Annotated in this window: 16 protein-coding genes; 2 read left to right on the forward strand and 14 right to left on the reverse strand. The window is 40.0% G+C overall.

Features of this window, described 5'->3' with window-relative positions; all coding sequences use genetic code 11:
- Positions 1 to 6 precede the first annotated feature (6 nt).
- The 4 genes from IX83_RS06650 to IX83_RS06665 form a co-directional block, all read right to left on the reverse strand.
- Positions 7 to 1,977 (reverse strand): TRAP transporter permease, encoded by a 1,971-nt coding sequence (locus IX83_RS06650; RefSeq protein ID WP_038500581.1) that lies wholly within the window; start codon positions 1,975 to 1,977, stop codon positions 7 to 9.
- Positions 1,970 to 2,410 (reverse strand): DUF1850 domain-containing protein, encoded by a 441-nt coding sequence (locus IX83_RS06655; protein WP_051919465.1) that lies wholly within the window; start codon positions 2,408 to 2,410, stop codon positions 1,970 to 1,972. Before IX83_RS06655 ends, IX83_RS06650 begins: the two co-directional genes overlap by 8 nt.
- A 31-nt stretch (positions 2,411 to 2,441) precedes the next feature.
- Positions 2,442 to 3,446 (reverse strand): TAXI family TRAP transporter solute-binding subunit, encoded by a 1,005-nt coding sequence (locus tag IX83_RS06660; RefSeq protein WP_038500584.1) that lies wholly within the window; start codon positions 3,444 to 3,446, stop codon positions 2,442 to 2,444.
- 87 nt (positions 3,447 to 3,533) lie between these two features.
- Positions 3,534 to 4,442 carry a cytochrome c oxidase assembly protein gene (locus IX83_RS06665; RefSeq protein ID WP_236620604.1) on the reverse strand — a complete coding sequence of 303 codons (909 nt, stop codon included), beginning with the start codon at positions 4,440 to 4,442 and terminating at the stop codon, positions 3,534 to 3,536.
- Between the two features lie 68 nt (positions 4,443 to 4,510).
- On the opposite strand from IX83_RS06665, the gene IX83_RS06670 reads away from it, so the two are divergent.
- Complete coding sequence (locus IX83_RS06670) at positions 4,511 to 5,680, forward strand: FAD-dependent monooxygenase (protein WP_038500590.1); 1,170 nt, start codon at positions 4,511 to 4,513, stop codon at positions 5,678 to 5,680.
- Between the two features lie 123 nt (positions 5,681 to 5,803).
- On the opposite strand, the gene ruvC is transcribed toward IX83_RS06670, so the two are convergent.
- From ruvC to IX83_RS06720, 10 genes are read right to left on the reverse strand one after another with little or no spacing between them, the layout of a single operon-like run.
- Entirely contained in the window at positions 5,804 to 6,328 is a 525-nt protein-coding gene (gene ruvC / locus IX83_RS06675) for a crossover junction endodeoxyribonuclease RuvC (protein ID WP_038500594.1), read from the reverse strand.
- Between the two features lies 1 nt (position 6,329).
- Complete coding sequence (gene purH / locus IX83_RS06680) at positions 6,330 to 7,919, reverse strand: bifunctional phosphoribosylaminoimidazolecarboxamide formyltransferase/IMP cyclohydrolase (RefSeq protein ID WP_143244844.1); 1,590 nt, start codon at positions 7,917 to 7,919, stop codon at positions 6,330 to 6,332.
- Positions 7,909 to 8,190, reverse strand: a complete 282-nt coding sequence (locus IX83_RS06685; RefSeq protein ID WP_236620605.1) for a helix-turn-helix domain-containing protein — start codon at positions 8,188 to 8,190, stop codon at positions 7,909 to 7,911. The genes purH and IX83_RS06685 overlap by 11 nt, the downstream gene beginning before the upstream one ends.
- Positions 8,190 to 9,167, reverse strand: a complete 978-nt coding sequence (gene dusB / locus IX83_RS06690) for a tRNA dihydrouridine synthase DusB (RefSeq protein WP_392387045.1) — start codon at positions 9,165 to 9,167, stop codon at positions 8,190 to 8,192. Before dusB ends, IX83_RS06685 begins: the two co-directional genes overlap by 1 nt.
- 15 nt (positions 9,168 to 9,182) lie before the next feature.
- On the reverse strand, positions 9,183 to 10,265 hold the full coding sequence (ruvB, locus tag IX83_RS06695) for a Holliday junction branch migration DNA helicase RuvB (RefSeq protein ID WP_038500600.1): 1,083 nt from the start codon (positions 10,263 to 10,265) through the stop codon (positions 9,183 to 9,185).
- A gap of 20 nt (positions 10,266 to 10,285) precedes the next feature.
- Positions 10,286 to 10,858, reverse strand: coding sequence for a Holliday junction branch migration protein RuvA (ruvA, locus tag IX83_RS06700; protein ID WP_038500603.1), 573 nt, complete (start codon positions 10,856 to 10,858; stop codon positions 10,286 to 10,288).
- Between the two features lie 33 nt (positions 10,859 to 10,891).
- The gene (recQ, locus tag IX83_RS06705) at positions 10,892 to 12,763 is read right to left on the reverse strand and encodes a DNA helicase RecQ (RefSeq protein ID WP_038501742.1); all 1,872 of its coding nucleotides are present in this window, start codon (positions 12,761 to 12,763) and stop codon (positions 10,892 to 10,894) included.
- A gap of 9 nt (positions 12,764 to 12,772) precedes the next feature.
- Positions 12,773 to 13,558 carry a thiazole synthase gene (locus IX83_RS06710; protein WP_038500606.1) on the reverse strand — a complete coding sequence of 262 codons (786 nt, stop codon included), beginning with the start codon at positions 13,556 to 13,558 and terminating at the stop codon, positions 12,773 to 12,775.
- Positions 13,559 to 13,562: 4 nt separating this feature from the next.
- Positions 13,563 to 13,778: a sulfur carrier protein ThiS gene (thiS, locus tag IX83_RS06715; RefSeq protein WP_038500608.1), complete on the reverse strand. Its 216-nt coding sequence runs from the start codon at positions 13,776 to 13,778 to the stop codon at positions 13,563 to 13,565.
- 15 nt (positions 13,779 to 13,793) lie between these two features.
- The gene (locus IX83_RS06720) at positions 13,794 to 14,837 is read right to left on the reverse strand and encodes an FAD-dependent oxidoreductase (protein ID WP_038500612.1); all 1,044 of its coding nucleotides are present in this window, start codon (positions 14,835 to 14,837) and stop codon (positions 13,794 to 13,796) included.
- Between the two features lie 47 nt (positions 14,838 to 14,884).
- Here IX83_RS06720 and mfd point away from each other — a divergent pair, with 47 nt between their 5' ends.
- Positions 14,885 to 18,310 (forward strand): transcription-repair coupling factor, encoded by a 3,426-nt coding sequence (gene mfd, locus IX83_RS06725; protein ID WP_038500615.1) that lies wholly within the window; start codon positions 14,885 to 14,887, stop codon positions 18,308 to 18,310.
- Positions 18,311 to 18,468 lie beyond the last annotated feature (158 nt).

Below are 18,468 nucleotides of genomic sequence, written 5' to 3' on the forward strand. Positions count from 1 at the left end.
AAAACATCATGCATTTTTAACTGAGCATGATTTCTTGTAATTTATCAGCAAACATATCGCAACGAGACACATCCCCAACATATCGGTAACGGCTTCGGGTGCAATTAACATGATGCCACCAACGGCTAATAGCACTCTTTCAAACCAAGATAACGCAACGCTAAAATACCCCTCAACCGCACTGGATAAGCTGATCACACCAATCACTGATGTCACGATAACAAAAACGATTTGATGCCAAGCGGGAAGTGAAAAGGCTTTTGCAGTCATCTCAACGCCCGTAATATCAATCATCAACATCTGAGGGTTATATACAAACATGAAAGGAATAATAAAACCTGCCAAGGCCAATTTCAAAGAATAAAAACCTGTTTTCATCGGGTCACCACCAGAAATACCCGCACCCGCAAAGGCAGCTAAAGCAACTGGTGGCGTAATATTAGCAAAGATGCCAAAATAAAAAACAAACATATGAGCGACTAAAATCGGCACATCAAACTGAGCCAAAGCAGGTGCCGCCATCGTTGCCGTAATAATATAAGCAGGAATAGACGGTAAGCCCATCCCCAATACAATTGATGCGACCATCGTTAACAATAAAGTAATGAATAAAGAACCCGCCCCCAAACTAATGATGGACGAAATCAGAACCGTACCAAAACTGGTTAAATTCACCACACCAATCACTATCCCAACCACTGCACAAGCTGCGGTAACTGACAAAGAATTTTTTGCACCACTGATTAATGCTTCTAAAATCGCCTTAGGCCCCATTCGCGTTTCTTTTTTGAACCAACTCACCACAATCGTAAACAAAATGGTGTAACAAGCACAATACCCCACTGGAATAGCATTAGCCAAGCACACTACTAAAAAGATAATGGGTAAGAGCATATGCCCTCTAAGTTTTAAAACCTTTTTCAGTTCAGGCAACTGATCTTTTGAAAGCCCTTTTAGATTGAATCGTCCAGCACGAAAATGCACTTGTGCAATCACGCCCAAGTAGTACAAAAGAGCAGGTAACAAAGCGGCTAATGCAATCGTGCCATAACTGACTCCCGTTGTTTCGGACATGATAAAGGCACTGGCTCCCATAATCGGTGGAAGAATTTGCCCTCCAACTGATGCAGAAGCTTCGACAGCACCTGCAAAATTTTTGTCATAACCAATTTTTTTCATCAATGGAATCGTGAATGCACCTGTACCAACCACATTGGCAACCGCAGCACCATTGATACTCCCCATAAACCCACTTGAAATCACCGCCACTTTCGCAGGTCCACCTTGTTTATTCCCCGCTAAAGCAAGGGCCAAATCATTAAATAATTTCCCCATTCCAGAACGTTCTAAAAACGCACCAAACAAAATAAACAGAAAAACAAACGAAACAGACGCTCCAATGGCCGTTGAAAAGATACCCTCTGTTTTTAAATACAACTGTCCAAAAATATCTCCTAAATCATAAGGTCTGGTCAACAAACTATCAGGCATAAATGACAAGTGGCTGATAAAAGGGTATAACAGGCAAACACCCGCAAATATAGGCAGTATCCAGCCTGTAATACGTCTTGTCGTTTCCAAAACCAACACCACCATGATAATGGCCATCACGATATCCCAATCATTTGGAATCCCGCCTCTGGTCGTCGTAATCGGCAAGTATTCAACAAAAAGATAAACAGAAGTGAGTATCGACAAAATAAAGAAAAGCCCATCAAATATAGAGACACCTTTATGCTTATTCGCACTACGTGAAGGATATAACAAAAAAATCAATGCACACGCCACTGAAACATGGACTGAACGTTGCAGTATAGTGGGCATAGGATAAAAAGTAATGTAAACATGAAAAAGTGAATAAGCCACTGCCAAGGCACCCACCAAGTATTTCAACCATGAAGAACGAATGGTACGAGTGACAGATTCTCTATCGTATTTTTCTAATATTTCTTGAGCTTGATGTTCACTTTTATTCATAACAATTCTCCATGAAAATAGATTGATAATAAGCCGTCTTCATTGGTTTTATCTTTATCTCGGTATAGTCTGGAACGGTGTCCGATATTTTCCATGTGGTATCCATCCATAAAATCGCTCCCTCCATATTTCTTGATACCACCCAATTCATCTCATCAAAAGAACGATCGATTTGATACGCCACATACCCTTTGGGTGCATGAATCACTTTTTCTGCATACGGCGTACCTGCACCGTATGATTGAAAAAAAGTTTTATCTAATTGGATACGTCCATGTTTCAACACATAGTGTTCTTCCCACATTTGTTTTTCAACGGAATGTCGCCATCTCAAGGCAAAATGATCAGAGGGAATCACACAACTTTTGTCATGCCAATCAATCAACACATAGTCTTTTTGCCAAAGTAATGCTCCCAAAAAAACTGGGAGCATCAGTACAACAATTATTTTTTTAGACACAAAATTATTTAGATCGAGACTGATAATATTTCAATGCACCTGGATGCATAGGTGCCACAAAGTTCTTATCTGCATTCTCTACATCAATGCCTTTAACCGCTTGATGAGCATTTTCTAAAACAGCCAAATTATCAAAAAATGTTTTCGTTAATAAGTAAACATCATTTTCCGATAAATCACTTCTGACTACCAACGCGTTTCTAATCGATGCTGTCACTACAGGTTCATCATTGTCATACGTATTGATAGGAATGCTGGTCGTTGAAAAATAGGGAATCGTTTTTGAGATATCGATAACCTTATCAGAAGGAATTTCGATAAGTTGTAAATCAAAACCTTGTTTTAATTCCAACAAAGAAGCATTTGGCAAACCACTGATTAAAAAGGCTACATCGACTTTTCCAGATCTTAATGCATCAGCCGACTCAGCATAGCCCAAGAAATCTGGATGAATATCGTCATACGTGATACCAAAACCATTCAGTAAATTTCGAGTGGCCACTTCTGCACCAGAGTTCAATGCACCCACTGCTACACGTTTTCCTTTAATATCCTCAATTGTTTTAATTCCTGTACCTTTGGAGGTCACTGCTTGAACAACATTAGGATACAAAGCAACAATCTGCGACACCTTATCAATCTTCTTATTAAAGTTTCCTGTGCCATTAACCGCATCATTCAATGCGTCAGACATCACAAATGCCATCTCAACCTTACCCTGATCTATCAAATTCAAGTTTTCAACTGAGGCACCCGTTGTTTGAGTTTTTGAATTCACTTGGTAAGTCTGGCGATAAATTTCAGCCATCGATGTAGCAATAATATTATATGGACCTGAAGCACCGCCTGTGGCAATCGTCACAAACTTTGTATCTAATTTAGGTGCTTCTGTTTTTGATACTGCACTCACCGCAGTAGGTTCTACTGGTCCTTTATTGTCTCCGCACGCTGAAAGACCAAAAATTGCTAAAACAGCCAAAACCGCATATTTTCTGTAATTTTTAGACATATCTTTCCTCCTTATCCATTCTATCTGATAACGTAAGTAGGATATGCGTAGTAATACTAAAAATCAATAAGGGTTTTCCTTAATCGTCTAATCTTCTTTAGCACGATTGGCTCGAGCCAAACGCCCTTTTGACGACAAGCTCAAATAATTCATCAAGGCAACCACCAAACCAAACGTTTCCACCAAGGCTGCTGGCACCCATAAAATAAAAGCACCAAGCCTTTGATCGTCCATGGAAGAGATATTGACCGCTCGTCCACACAATTCAAACAAAGGATATAAGTTAGTCGTGGTTAACACAATCCATATGCCGACAATAAGTTGGGGCAACATGGTAAAGATAGGTGATAGAATTCGTTCTGTTACCGACATCACAGCAGGATGGCCACCCAAGACAAAACGCTGAAAAAATCTGCCTATAGGATGCTTAGCGGTAATTTTCCTTGGAATACTAGGTCGTCTGTCTAAAATTAAATTCCAATACATAAAGCCTGTTAATACTACAGACCAGTTCATCAAACGATAAAGTTGCCAGTCCAACATCGCGTAAAACTGGACTTTTGGAATCAACCAAACCAATACTAAGAACACAAATAAGAATGGCACCAACACCTTATTTGTCATTAATCCTATTAAGCATTTTCCTAACAAGGTATGTTTTAATGACCTAAATCGATAACGTATAGTAAAAGGCATCCCCCTCATCATCACTTGACCGGGATACGATGCCATTATCATCAAAGGCGATAAATGATGCAGGATAACGTGTTGAATACGATGAATATAAAAAACACGTTCAGCATAATAATCAAGCTGTGTGTGCATGGATAGATACAGCAACAACCAACCACTCCAAAACAAGATAGGTCGCCATATGGAAATCGTCATCACACGACTACCACGCCAAAATAACACTGCAGACAGAAGAAATAGCACTAATAAAGTAGGAGAGAACTCCCAAGGAACCAATAAATGTAAAACTTCTTCTATACCCACAGCCAATCTATCCATTCAACTATAATAAAATGAGTCTATTTTAAAACATTTTAACCATAGGTTTTGTTATGAATTCATTTGATATTGCAATTCTCGGAGCGGGTCCCGTTGGTTTGTCATTAGCAAGTGCGTTGGCACAAATGAGTCAAGGGAAATTAAAGATTGCATTATTCCAAGACAAAACACCCGTACTCGATCCAAAGACAGATAAGCGAGTACTGGCCTTAAACTATGGTAGCCAAGTATTTTTAGAAAAGTACCATCTATGGCCCGAACATATTGCCCCGATTGAACATGTTCATGTTTCACAAAAAGGTTATTTAGGCCGTACCATCATTACGCTTCAAGACTTGAAAGTGCCAACATTAGGGGCTTGTGTCAATTACGCAGAACTTTGGTTAACGATGCAACAGGCCTATCTTGATGGCGTAACTATTTTTTCATCAGGCAAAGCATTTGTCCAAAAAATTTCAAATCCTGATTTTGTTGTCGTTTCACAGCAATCACCGATTGCAGCATCTAGCACCTCCCAAGAAATCTATGCTAGATTGGCGATTCAATGCGATGGATCTCAATCACATGATATTGATAAACCTTATCATCAAAGTGCTTTGATTACCGCCGCAACAGTACAGTTCCCTCAAGCAGGATGGGCTTGGGAACGATTTACACAAGAAGGTCCTTTAGCGGTACTACCTCACCCCAGTATTCCAAACGCCCAATCCATCGTTTGGTGTACCACTCCCGAAAAGGCCGAATATCTCAAACAGCTCGATGATCCAACATTTTCTCAAGCATTAACACAACACTTTGGTGAACGTTTAGGAAAATTTTCAGTTTGTGATACAAGAGTCGTTTTTCCATTAGCTCTAAAAGCGAGTCGTACTCTAGTGAATGGACGACATATCGTACTTGGCAATGCAGCCCAAACCATGCACCCCGTTGCAGGACAAGGTTTAAACCTAGGTTTACGAGATGTGGCGTGTTTAACATTAAGTTTAAGAGACTGGATCATTCGTCCACAAGCCAATCCTCAAGCATATTTGAAAGATTTTGAGAAAAGACGTTTTCTAGACAGAAGACTTACTTGGAGCTTAACAGATACCTTGCCCAGAATTACTACCGCAAACTGCTCACTCATCCATCATGCTTGCGGGCTAGGGTTAATGGGAATGGATGCCATCGCTCCATTACGTGCATTACTTGGCAATCATTTACTAAAAGGATATAGAACTTAAAGGGATGATCAGGTGAAAGGCTATCTATCTAATTGGATAAATGCCTCTGTCATCCAATTGATGATTACAAGACTCGATCGCTCGATACTCGTTTTAATTGATTCAATATCCACCGATACAGTATTATTTAAAACGGCCCGCACGAATAGCGGTATATGATTGGCCTTGTAATTTCTCCGACAATGGCTTGGTGTGAGCATGACAAATCGCACAGGCTAAAGCATCCGCCGCATCAGGAGAGGGAGCACTATTTAAATTCAAGAGATACTTCACCATTGTTTGCACTTGTGTCTTATCGGCATGACCTTTTCCCACCACAGATTTTTTAATTTGCAAAGCGGTATATTCGGTCACTTCTAAATCAGAATCTGCCAAAGCACACAAACAAGCCCCTCTCGCCTGCCCTAGTAAAAGTGTTGAATTAGGGTTAGTATTAACAAAAACCTTCTCTATACAGGCTTCATCAGGATGATACCGATCCGCTATCTCTCGAATATTATCTAAGATGACTTTCAAACGTAAGGCCAGCGATAAGTCTGTATCAATGACAATCGTACCACTGGCTACCCATGAAAGTTTCTGGCCTTGAGCATCGATCACACCAAAGCCCGTTTTTCTAAGACCGGGATCAATTCCTAAAATACGCATATTAATGTCTAAAATGACGCATACCCGTCACCACTAACACCACATTATGTTCATTGGCCGCATCGATGACCTCTTGATCACGAATGCTACCTCCTGGATGAATAATGCAGTCTGCCCCTGCTTCAACAATCACATCTAGACCATCTCTAAATGGGAAGAACGCGTCTGAAGCAGCAGCAGTATGTTTCAGACTTAATCCAGCATTCTGGGCTTTAATTGAAGCGATACGTGCCGAATCAATACGACTCATCTGACCCGCACCAACGCCCATCGTCATTCCATTTGACGCAAATACGATCGCATTAGATTTGACAAAACGAGCAACCGTCCAAGCAAATTTCAAATCTTGCATTTGTTGATCAGTAGGTTGACGCTGACTGACTACTTTTAAATCACTTAAATCAAAATCTTTAACATCTGGATCTTGTACTAAACAACCACCGCCCACGCGTTTTAAATCATAAGCATTATAAGAAGTTCCCATAGGCACTTTTAACACTCGAACATTTTTCTTAGCGGCCAGTAATTCCAAGGCTCCCGCTGTAAACGAAGGGGCAATTAACACCTCCATAAACTGCTTACTAACTTCTGCAGCAGTTACCTCATCTACCTCTGTATTAAAGGCGATAATGCCTCCGAATGCCGATGTTGAATCTGTTTTAAATGCTTTTTGGTAGGCTTCTAATGGTGTCGGTGCAATAGCCACACCACAAGGATTGGCATGTTTTACAATCACGCAAGCGGTGCTATCAAATGCACGCACACATTCCCAAGCAGCATCCGCATCAGCGATATTGTTGTAAGACAACTCTTTCCCTTGTAATTGTTGATAGCTACCTAATAAACCAGACCCCACTTGGGCATCTAAATAAAATGCAGCACTTTGATGAGGATTTTCGCCATAGCGTAATGATTGCTGACGAGTCATTTGAATATTCATGACCTTAGGCCATGTTTCACGTTCTGGCACCTCATCAATAGCAGGTTGGCTATTTACAATCGAAGAAAGGTAATTACTAATCGCCCCGTCATAAGCAGCTGTATGTGAATACACTTTCATTGCCAAGCGAAAACGCGTTTCATAACTTGTTTTACCTAACTCATCCCATTCTTTTAACACCGTCTCATAATCTGATGGATCAATAATCACGGTCACGCCATCTACTTCATTACCATGATTCTTAGCAGCCGCTCTTAACATAGCAGGTCCGCCAATATCAATGTTTTCAATGGCATCGGCCAAGCTACAATGTTCACGATTGATCGTTTCGACAAAAGGGTATAAATTCACTACCAATAAATCAATTCGTTCGATGCCATGACGTTCCATTGCTTGTAAATGCTCGGGGTCATCTCGTTTACCTAATAGGCCACCATGAATTTTAGGATGTAATGTTTTCACACGACCATCCAACATCTCAGGAAAGCCCGTATAATCGGCTACTTCCGTTACATCCAAACCCGCTTGCATCAATAGTTTGGCAGTACCACCTGTAGATAGAATACGGACCCCTCTTTGGGCCAAAGATGTAGCAAATTCTACAATGCCTGTTTTATCTGAAACGGAAATAAGTGCAGTTTTATTCATGATTACCTATGAGTTTATGATTAATGAGTTTCTTTTTCAGTGTATTTCGAGTAATGCCGAGTAGCTGAGCCGCTTTCGTTTGATTGTCGTGACACTTGTCCATGACCACTTCTAACATCGCTTTTTCAACACAAGACATCACCATGTCCCATACGCCTTCAATTTTATCTGAACCAGAGTGTCCAAAATAATTTTCTAAACTTGAGCGAACACATTTACTCAGATCCTGATCTGTTTTCATCTCGCTTTTTTTCACACGATCCTGCGTTTCCATCACATTTCCCTATCAAACCATTCTTTGACCAATCGATATTGTTCACTGGCGTTTTCTGACCTATTAACTTTCTGTTTCAGTGATTCGCTATTTTTTAGGGATTGAACATACCATGCAATATGTTTTCGAGCTGTTTTGACCCCTAAGACACTACCGTAGAACGTATAATGCTCCTCCAGATGTTCAAGCAATACAGTGGCTATTTCTTGATTGCTTGGAAAAGACAACTGTTGGCCTGTTTTCAGAAAATAATCAATTTGCTGAAAAATCCAAGGATTACCTTGAGCAGCACGACCTATCATCACGGCAGCGGCTTGAGTGTAGTCCAAGACATATTTTGCTTTTTCAGGGCTATCAATATCACCATTGGCAATCACAGGAATACTTACCTCAGAAACCACTTGGGCTATCGTATCATACTCTGCTTCACCCTCGTATTTGTCAGCTCTCGTGCGACCGTGAACAGCTATTGCAGAAAGCCCTATTTCCTCCGCCATCTTCGCTATTGTAACAACATTTTTATTCGCCCTATCCCAACCTGTACGAATTTTCAATGTTACAGGGACATCATAAGGCTGACACGCCTCAAATACGGCTTGGAGAATATCGGCTACTAATTTTTCATCTTTCATCAATGCCGACCCCGAAGCCACGTGACATACTTTTTTAGCTGGACAGCCCATATTGATGTCGATGATTTGGGCCCCTTTCTGGATATTAAAAACAGCCGATTGGGCCATCATGTCTGGATTTGCCCCAACAATTTGAACGGCTATAGGTGCTTTTTCACCATCATGATTTAGTCGTCTAGCGGTTTTAACCGTTTCCCATAATAATGGATTGCTCGCAGCCATTTCAGAAACCGCATAGCCAGCCCCTAATTTTCGACATAACAAGCGAAAAGGCCTATCCGTCACACCTGCCATCGGTGCGACAAAAATATTATTATCTAACTCATATTGACCGATTTTGATCATGAATTTATCTATCAATTATTCATCAAACAAAGAAGCTGTCACAAAGGCTTTAGACGGTGGTGTCAACCCCAAATGTTGATAAGCTAAAGTGCTGGCAATACGACCACGTGGCGTTCTTTGAATAAAACCATGTTGAATTAAATAAGGTTCAATGACATCCTCTATCGTGTCTCTTTCTTCACCTATTGCGGTGGCCAAGTTATCCACTCCAACCGGCCCACCATCGAAACGATAGACGATCGTTTCTAACAATTTTCTATCCATTAAGTCCAAACCTAAAGGATCGACTTCTAATTTGCTTAATGAGGTCGATACACATTCTTTGGTAATTTTTCCCTCATAATACAAATCAGCGTAATCTCTTACCCTACGTAAGAGTCGGTTAGCAATACGAGGCGTACCTCTGGAGCGTTTTGCCAATTCAATCGCTCCATCTTTATCAATTTCAATATTCAATAAATAAGCACTTCGTTCAATAATTTTTGCCAAATCTTCTGTCGCATAAAACTCTAAACGCAACTTAATACCAAAGCGTCCATGCAAAGGTTTGGTCAACATACCCGCACGTGTCGTTGCTCCCACTAAAGTAAAAGGCTGTAGATCGATTTTGACACTTCTAGCGGCGGGGCCTTCCCCAATCATAATATCGATTTGAAAATCTTCCATCGCCGAATACAGCACTTCTTCAACCACAGGCGATAGGCGATGAATCTCATCAATAAACAAAACATCATGAGCTTCTAAATTCGTCAACAATGCGGCTAAGTCACCTGCTCTTTCTAAAATAGGGCCTGATGTTTGTCGTAAATTTGTCCCCATTTCATTGGCAATAATGCGTGCCAATGTCGTCTTTCCTAGCCCTGGAGGCCCGAATAACAACACATGATCCAAAGATTCTTGACGTTTTTTGGCTGCCTGAATAGCCACCTCCAACTGTTCACAGGCTTTTGCTTGTCCAGCATAATCTTGCAAAGTTTTCGGGCGTAACGCTCTTTCCAGTGACTCTTCATTCGGTGATTGAGCAGTTCCTGAAACCAATCGATTATCGGGTGTTTGAAATTCTGTTGCGACAGAAATACGATCTGACTTGATTGCCATATGCTTGCCTATAAAAGTAATTAGCTTGCCAATTGTTTTAATGCCCAACGAATACTTTCTTCAACCGTATGGTCGTTTGGCATCGATTTCATCGCGGTTTTGGCTTCTTTTTCTGAGTAGCCTAATGCTAATAACGCATTCAGTACATCTGTATGGGTGCTCGGTACAAGGGCTTTATCATTGGCTGGCATAGCACCAAATTTACCTCTTAGCTCAACTAATAAACGTTCAGCCGTTTTCTTACCTATCCCTGGAATTTTTTGTAATTTTGCAACGTCATCCGTATGAATGGCTAGCTGTAACTCATCCACATTCATCCCTGAAAGAATGGATAAAGCTGTTCTTGCACCAATCCCAGAAACCTTTAATAGAAGACGAAACGTAGCACGCTCTTGCTCTGTTTTAAAAGCAAACAATAAGTGAGCATCTTCACGAACAGCCAAGTGTGTGTATAACACCACCTCTTGATTTAATTCAGGCAACTCATAAAATGTACTCATCGGTACATCACAATCATAGCCAACACCATTGACATCCACACAAATTGTGGGAGGATTTTTTTGAATCAAAATACCTTTTAAACGCCCAATCATACCTATTACTCAACCGTATATCATGTTACCGTATTATAACGAAAACTGATGTTCCCTGCTGTCGGTTTCCAATGTGTCTTTTGCCTCTAACAAACGCAAAATATCTTCACCATACTGTTCTATTTTTTGTAATGGCAGGCCCTCAATCCCCACCAATTCGCCTTTATTCTTAGGCATTTTGCGAACAATGTCTAATAAAGTTTTATTGTATAAAATCGCAAAGGCAGGTACATAGTGATTTTTAGCCAACTGTAATCGCCATTGACTTAGGCGATCATAGTAGAATTGTTCTTCTGGTGTCATTATCTGTTGGTGAGCAGAAATCGCGTGCATTCTATTCTTAGAATTATTCACTTTTTGCATAGAGTCTTTTCTTGCCAATAAATGTACTTCGCCTCTTAATACACATCGACTTTTTTCTGTCAGTGAAAATGTGCCAAACGCTTCATCCACTGTTAAATAGCCATCAATCAATAAACGTTTAATAGTATTTTGCCAAGTTTTATCGTCCATTGCATAAGGTAATTTTTTAGCTATCCCAAATACAGATAAAGAGGTTAAATCATATTTTTTTACTGTAGCAGTGAGCTTACCTTCCAACAATTCAATCAGTTTACTGGCTCCTAATCCCATCGATTTTTGGGTTCTCAAACGATACACTGCTGATAGGATCATTTGAGAGGCCATGGTAACCTCTATTTCTGTGGAGGGCGTTAAACAGTTATCGCAATTGCCACAGTTTTTATGTAACGTTTGACCAAAATATGACAATAAATTTTTCCGGCGACACGTAATATCTTCACAAAAATTTAATAATGATTGAGCCAGTTGTTGACTATGTTTTTGATAAAAATCATCACCATTATTTGCATCAACAAAACGTTGTAATCGAATAATATCTTTTACTGAATAGCACATCCAAGCCAATGCTGGTAAGCCATCACGTCCCGCCCTCCCTGTCTCTTGATAATAATGTTCAATGGATTTAGGCAAATCTAAATGAGCGACAAAACGTACATCAGGCTTATCAATTCCCATTCCAAAAGCAATCGTGGCCACAATGATAATATCATCTTCCGTTTGAAAACGTTGATGCGTTATTTTTTTCTCTTCCGAGGAAAGCCCTGCATGGTAGCTTAATGCATTCAATCCTTTTTCTCGCAAATATGCCGCGATGGATTCTGCCTTATGACGACTTAAACAATAAACAATACCACTTTGTCCTAAACATTCCTGATGAATAAATGAAAGCAGTTGTTCCTTTTCTTTGTACTTGTCTTCAATTAAATATTTAATATTAGGTCGATCAACATCTTCAACAAAACAAGCGGCTTGCGATAAACCAAGTCTATCAATGATCTCGTGATAAGTCTGTTGTGTGGCCGTAGCGGTCATGACAATACGAGGAATATTAGGCCAGTTTTGAGTAAATTGAAAAATCCTCAAATACTCAGGACGAAAATCATGTCCCCATTGAGACACGCAATGTGCCTCATCAATAGCGAATAAAGAAATTTTTCCTTGTGATAATAAGGCTACTGTTCTATCTGTATTTAAACGTTCAGGAGCTAAATACAAAAGATCTAATTCATCATTTTGATAAGCGGTTTGAGTCGTTTGAATCTCTTCATCCGTTAAAGACGCATTAAGATAAGCTGCTCGAATGCCCAAACTTTTCAAGTAAGAAACTTGATCGTGCATGAGAGAAATTAAAGGCGAAATCACCACAGCACAACCTGGCATTAAAAGTGCGGGAATCTGATAGCACAATGATTTCCCGCCACCTGTTGGCATCAAGGTAAATACATCTTTTCCCGACAATAAGGTATGAATAATTTCCTCTTGTTTACCTCTAAAATGAGGAAAACCAAATACCTTTTGAAGCACATCTTTAGGCGTTAACAACACAAGTTTCTACAATAAAAAAGGTTGTCCAGTCACTGCTGTGGTAGGTACCGCCATGTCTTGTTTGGCCATAATACCTGCTTCATAAGCCATACGACCTGCTTCAATTGCCATACCAAATGCTTTTGCCATCTTCACAGGATGATGCGATTGAGACACAGCCGAATTTAACAATACCGCATCAAAGCCCATTTCCATAGCTTGTATAGCATCTTTAGGAGAACCGATGCCTGCATCCACTACTAAAGGAATATCGGGCAATCGAGAACGTAGAATTCTCAATGCATTGGGATTAGTGAGACCTTGCCCTGATCCAATAGGAGCTCCCCATGGCATTAAAATCTTACATCCCACATCTAACAAACGTTGACAAGTTACCAAATCATCTGTGCAATATGGAAACACCTCAAAACCTTCTTCCACCAAGGTTTTAGCTGCAATTAACAATTCTTGAGGATCAGGTTGCAAGGTGTAATCATCGCCAATAACTTCCAACTTAATCCATCTTGTTTCAAAAAGTTCTCTGGCCATTAAAGCAAGTGTAATGGCATCTTTAGCTGTCTTACAGCCTGCCGTATTCGGTAATAAGTAAGCACCGCTTTGTTTAATAATTTGGAAAAAAGCATGATCCGCGGTTGACGTTCCAGATGACAACTGTCTTTTCAGACCCAATGTCACCACGCTTGCACCAGAGACATTGATCGCCTCTTGTAATACTGTGGGCGAAGGATAACCTGCAGTGCCCAAGAAAAAACGACTCGATAAAACCACATCACCTATTGTTAATGAAGACATTCTATTAGCCTCCTGTTATCGGTGTAAAAGTAAAAATGGCATCGCCCTCTTTGAGCTGATACGCTGAACGTTTAGAACGCGGAACAAAAACCTCATTGACGGCAGTCGCCAATAACTGGGGATTGTTTTGTCCTGTTTCTTGAAGTAACGATTCAATCAAATGATCCAATGTGATGGCTTCTTCCACCTCTTTGACCTCACCGTTTACTGTAATTTTCATGATTTCACCTTAATATTAAAAACCCATATTCAATGCTTTTTCTACCACGGACGGCCCTATCAGCCAGCCATGACGGAATAATCCATTGATACGCGTTAATCCCTTTTCATGCTCGATCCTTGGAAAGTTATTCGCTAAAGCTGGACGCAAATTTGTCTCTGTGTGAATAATTCTAGCTTCTGCTAATTCAGGTAACACACTATATGCCGCTGCAAGTAACTCTAACGTCGTTCTTACCGAGACGGGACTTCTATCTTCGCTTTCTATTTCGCTTGCCCCAATGACTACTATATCAGGCTTTCTTGGCACGATATAAACACGATATCTTGGATGTAATAAACGAATAGGACGCGTTAAATTTAAGCCCGACAATTGTAACCAATAAGTTTCGCCTCTGACACCACGAACGTTCCTACATGAAATCAAACTAGGATCGTGACAAGGAATATCTCTGGCCCCCACGCCTCGAGTATCAAACACCCAATCAAACTCATGTTTTTCTTGTTCTATATGAATATAATGTGGCGTTAATCGTGTGACCTTTGTGTTCCATTGCCAAATCGCATTCTTTGCAGACACGGCCAAAGCTTCCATTGCCTGAGGGGTGTGAATATGCCCTTCATTTTTCAATAGCCATGCACTGGCGACATTTTTAATATCAGGCTCCATGGATTTCAATTCATCAATCGAGATTTTTTCAGGCATTTGATCCGCTGGACACTTTGCTTCTAACAAAGAAACCAAGCGATTAGCACTGCCCTCATCTCCTCGATGAGCCAATAATAAACTACCGTGATAATTTAATTCAACAGGTGCTTTTAGTTCTGGCACCATTTGTTTCCATAATTCTAGAGAACGCAGTCCATGTTGAAATACTTCATCATCACCTGTTTCTAATTCTGCAACATGACTTAACATACCTGCCGCAGTAAATCCAGCTGCACCGTGTTCTTTATAATGAGAAGCAGGGTCATATACGGTTACATCATGCCCCTGTTTACAAAGATTAAAAGCCAATAATCGACCTAGCAATCCTGCACCAGCAATTCCAACTTTCATATCAATCGAGTATCAAAAATTATTTCCCTACATTATAATATTGCTCCATGAAACTGACCGAAATTAAATCTATTCAGGAACAATTTGCAAAAGGAAAAAAGGCTATCGCCCCTATTGGCTATGGTTCCAGCGATTCTTTATTATTATCTGAACTTGCTCTTTCTGGACAAAAACTTGTTGTCTTCTGTGCCGATCCTCAACAAGCCAAACGTTTACTTGAAGAAATTTCTTTATTTCATTCATCCCTAAAAGTTCGTCATTTTCCAGATTGGGAAACCTTACCTTACGATACTTTTTCGCCTCATAGTGATCTGGTGTCTGAACGATTAAAAACGTTACAGTCCTTATTAAAGGATGACATTGACGTACTAACCATCCCTGTTTCCACAGCTCTTTATTTTCTGTGTCCTAAACAATATGTACAGGCTCACAGTTTTCAGTTCAAACAAGGGGATAAGATTTCAATCGAACATTTTAAGGAAAACCTTATCAATGCTAATTATGCCCATGTTTCACAAGTCACCGCCGCAGGTGAGTTTTCTGTACGAGGCAGTTTAATTGATCTATTTCCAATGGGTGCTGATACCGCGTTTCGCATCGATCTATTTGATGATGAAATTGATAGCATTCGAAGTTTTGATATTGATACTCAGCTTAGCATTGAACCCGTTGATCATATTGATTTACTTCCTGGACGCGAATTTCCTCTTGATGATAGTTCATGTCAACGGTTTCGCTCAAAATTTCGAGAATTAGTTGAAGGCGATCCTACGAAATACGACGTTTACAAAGATATTGGTAACGGCATTGCCAGTGCTGGGATTGAATATTTTTTACCTCTTTTTTATGATCAAGTCGCCACCATCTTTGATTATCTACCTCAAGATACGATTTGTTGTCTGCATGGTGACATACAAAAAAGCATTCACGATTTTTTTGATACCACACTTAAAACCTATCAGTTTCTCAAAAATTCTCAAGAACGTGCGGTAATCAGTCCAGAACACTTGTTTATAAAAGAAGATGATTTTTTCAATCGACTCAAATCATTTTCACAACTCAAGTTCAGCACCGAAAAAGAAAGCAAAGATTTTTCTGCGATTGAGGATGTTTCCGTCATCAGTCGTTCCTCGGATCCGTTTTTTAAACTCAAAAATTTATTGTCATCAACCGATCAAAGAACCTTATTATGTGTGGACTCACTTGGTCGAAGAGAAACGCTGGAACACATTCTTCGCGAACAAAACTTAACGCCCAAGACCTGTGACAGCATAGAAGATTTTTTAACACGAACAGAGATCACTTTTGGCATTTGCTTTGCTCAGTTATATGACGGTTTTCATATCAAAAAAACAGGTATTCATTTTTTAACAGAAAACGACCTATATCCTCACACCAAGTCTCGAACTCATCGCAAACAAAGTAAATCGAGCAATATCGACCTCATGATTCGAGATTTAGCCGAATTGCACGAAGGAGACCCTGTTGTACATGTTAATTATGGTATCGGAAAATATCTTGGTTTAACCCGTATTGACGATGGTGATGGACAAATTGAAATGCTGCATTTGGAATATGCCAATCAAACTTCTTTATATGTTCCAGTCACTCATTTACATGTTATTTCTCGATATACGGGTATCGATCCAGATAATGTACCTTTGCACAAACTCGGCACGGATCAGTGGGACAGGGCCAAGAAAAAAGCTGCAAAACAAGCACATGATGTAGCCGCTGAACTATTAAATTTATATGCAAGACGACAGCTGAGGGAAGGCACCGTTTTTTCATTACCTTTAAGCGACTATCATGAGTTTGCACAAGGATTTGGATTTGAAGAAACACCTGATCAAGCCGATGCTATTGAAGCAGTCATTCACGATATGACCTCTGGTCGAGCCATGGATAGATTGGTCTGTGGCGACGTGGGGTTTGGTAAAACTGAAGTGGCTTTACGTGCTGCCTTTATTTGTGCCGCCAATGGCAAACAAGTCGCTATTTTATGTCCTACCACCCTATTAGCTGAACAACATGCCAAAACTTTCCGAGATCGTTTTTCTGAATGGCCCATCACGGTAGCGGAATTATCGCGTTTTCGCACAGGAAAAGAAACCAAACAAGTCATTGAAGGCTTATCAAAAGGCACTGTTGATATTGTTGTCGGTACACATAAACTCATTTCTAAAGATGTCCGCTTTAAAAATTTAGGACTCGTGATTATCGATGAAGAACATCGTTTTGGCGTGAAACAAAAAGAAACATTACGTTCTTTGCGAGCTGAAGTGGATGTTTTAACCTTAACAGCTACGCCTATTCCTCGCACTTTAGGCATGTCGTTAGAGGGATTAAGAGATTTTTCAGTTATTGCTACCGCCCCTCAAAAACGTTTAGCCATCAAAACATTTGTTCGCAAAGAAGATGGTAGCACCATTCGTGAAGCGGTCTTACGCGAGTTACGTCGCGGTGGACAAGTATATTTCTTACACAATGAAGTAGATACCATCGAAAATAGAAAAAAGAAATTAGAAGAACTCATTCCTGAAGCAAACATCGCGGTGGCACATGGTCAAATGAATGAACGAGAACTAGAATCCATCATGAAAGGGTTTTATCAACATCGTTACAATGTGTTACTTTGCACCACGATTATTGAAACAGGAATTGATGTTCCTAATGCCAATACCATCATTATTCACCGAGCTGATAAATTAGGATTGGCCCAACTACACCAATTACGTGGCCGTGTAGGTCGTTCTCATCATCAAGCCTACGCTTATTTATTAACACCCGGAAATGATGCCATCACTAAAAATGCAAAATTACGTTTAGAAGCGATTCAGAATTTGCAAGAATTAGGTTCAGGATTTTATCTGGCGATGAATGATATGGAAATACGAGGAACGGGAGAAATATTAGGTGAATCGCAATCAGGCAATATTCAGGATGTCGGCTATTCTCTTTATACTGAGATGCTCAACAAAGCGATTACATCATTGAAGAATGGCTACGAACCTGATTTAGAGAATCCATTTAATTATTTATGTGAAGTCAATCTTCACACCTCGACTTTATTACCCGATGATTATTGTCCTGATGTTCACACACGTTTAACATTTTATAAACGTTTGGCCCATGCCCAAAATGAAGAAACACTCATTGGAATTCGAGAAGAAATTACCGATCGTTTTGGTGTACTTCCAGAGGCTACACGTGCACTTATCGAAAGTCATCGAATCCGCTTAATGGCTGAACCACTAGGGATTACAAAAGTGGATATAGGTGATGATGTGGCTATCATTCATTTCGGACCTCGTACAAAAATCGATCCGAAAAAATTAATCTTACTCATCCAGTCGCAGCGTCAGATCAAAATGATGGGTTCCGATAAAATCCGCATTCAATTAAAACCCGAATGGGAGCTAAAACAGAAAATTCAATTTATTTTGCAAGAAATTATCCAAGCCTTACAATAAGCTTTCACAACGGTTTCACGCAAACATACCAACTTGATGAGGCTGATTTAACAATTTTTTATTCACGTTTTATCATCCCCTATCACTCATCTTTATTCACCCTACCATCATTTTTTATGCGGCCCTCTATTATCTAAACAAAAGCTCATTATTTAACT

The organism is Basilea psittacipulmonis DSM 24701 (assembly GCF_000743945.1).
Taxonomy (GTDB): domain Bacteria; phylum Pseudomonadota; class Gammaproteobacteria; order Burkholderiales; family Burkholderiaceae_B; genus Basilea; species Basilea psittacipulmonis.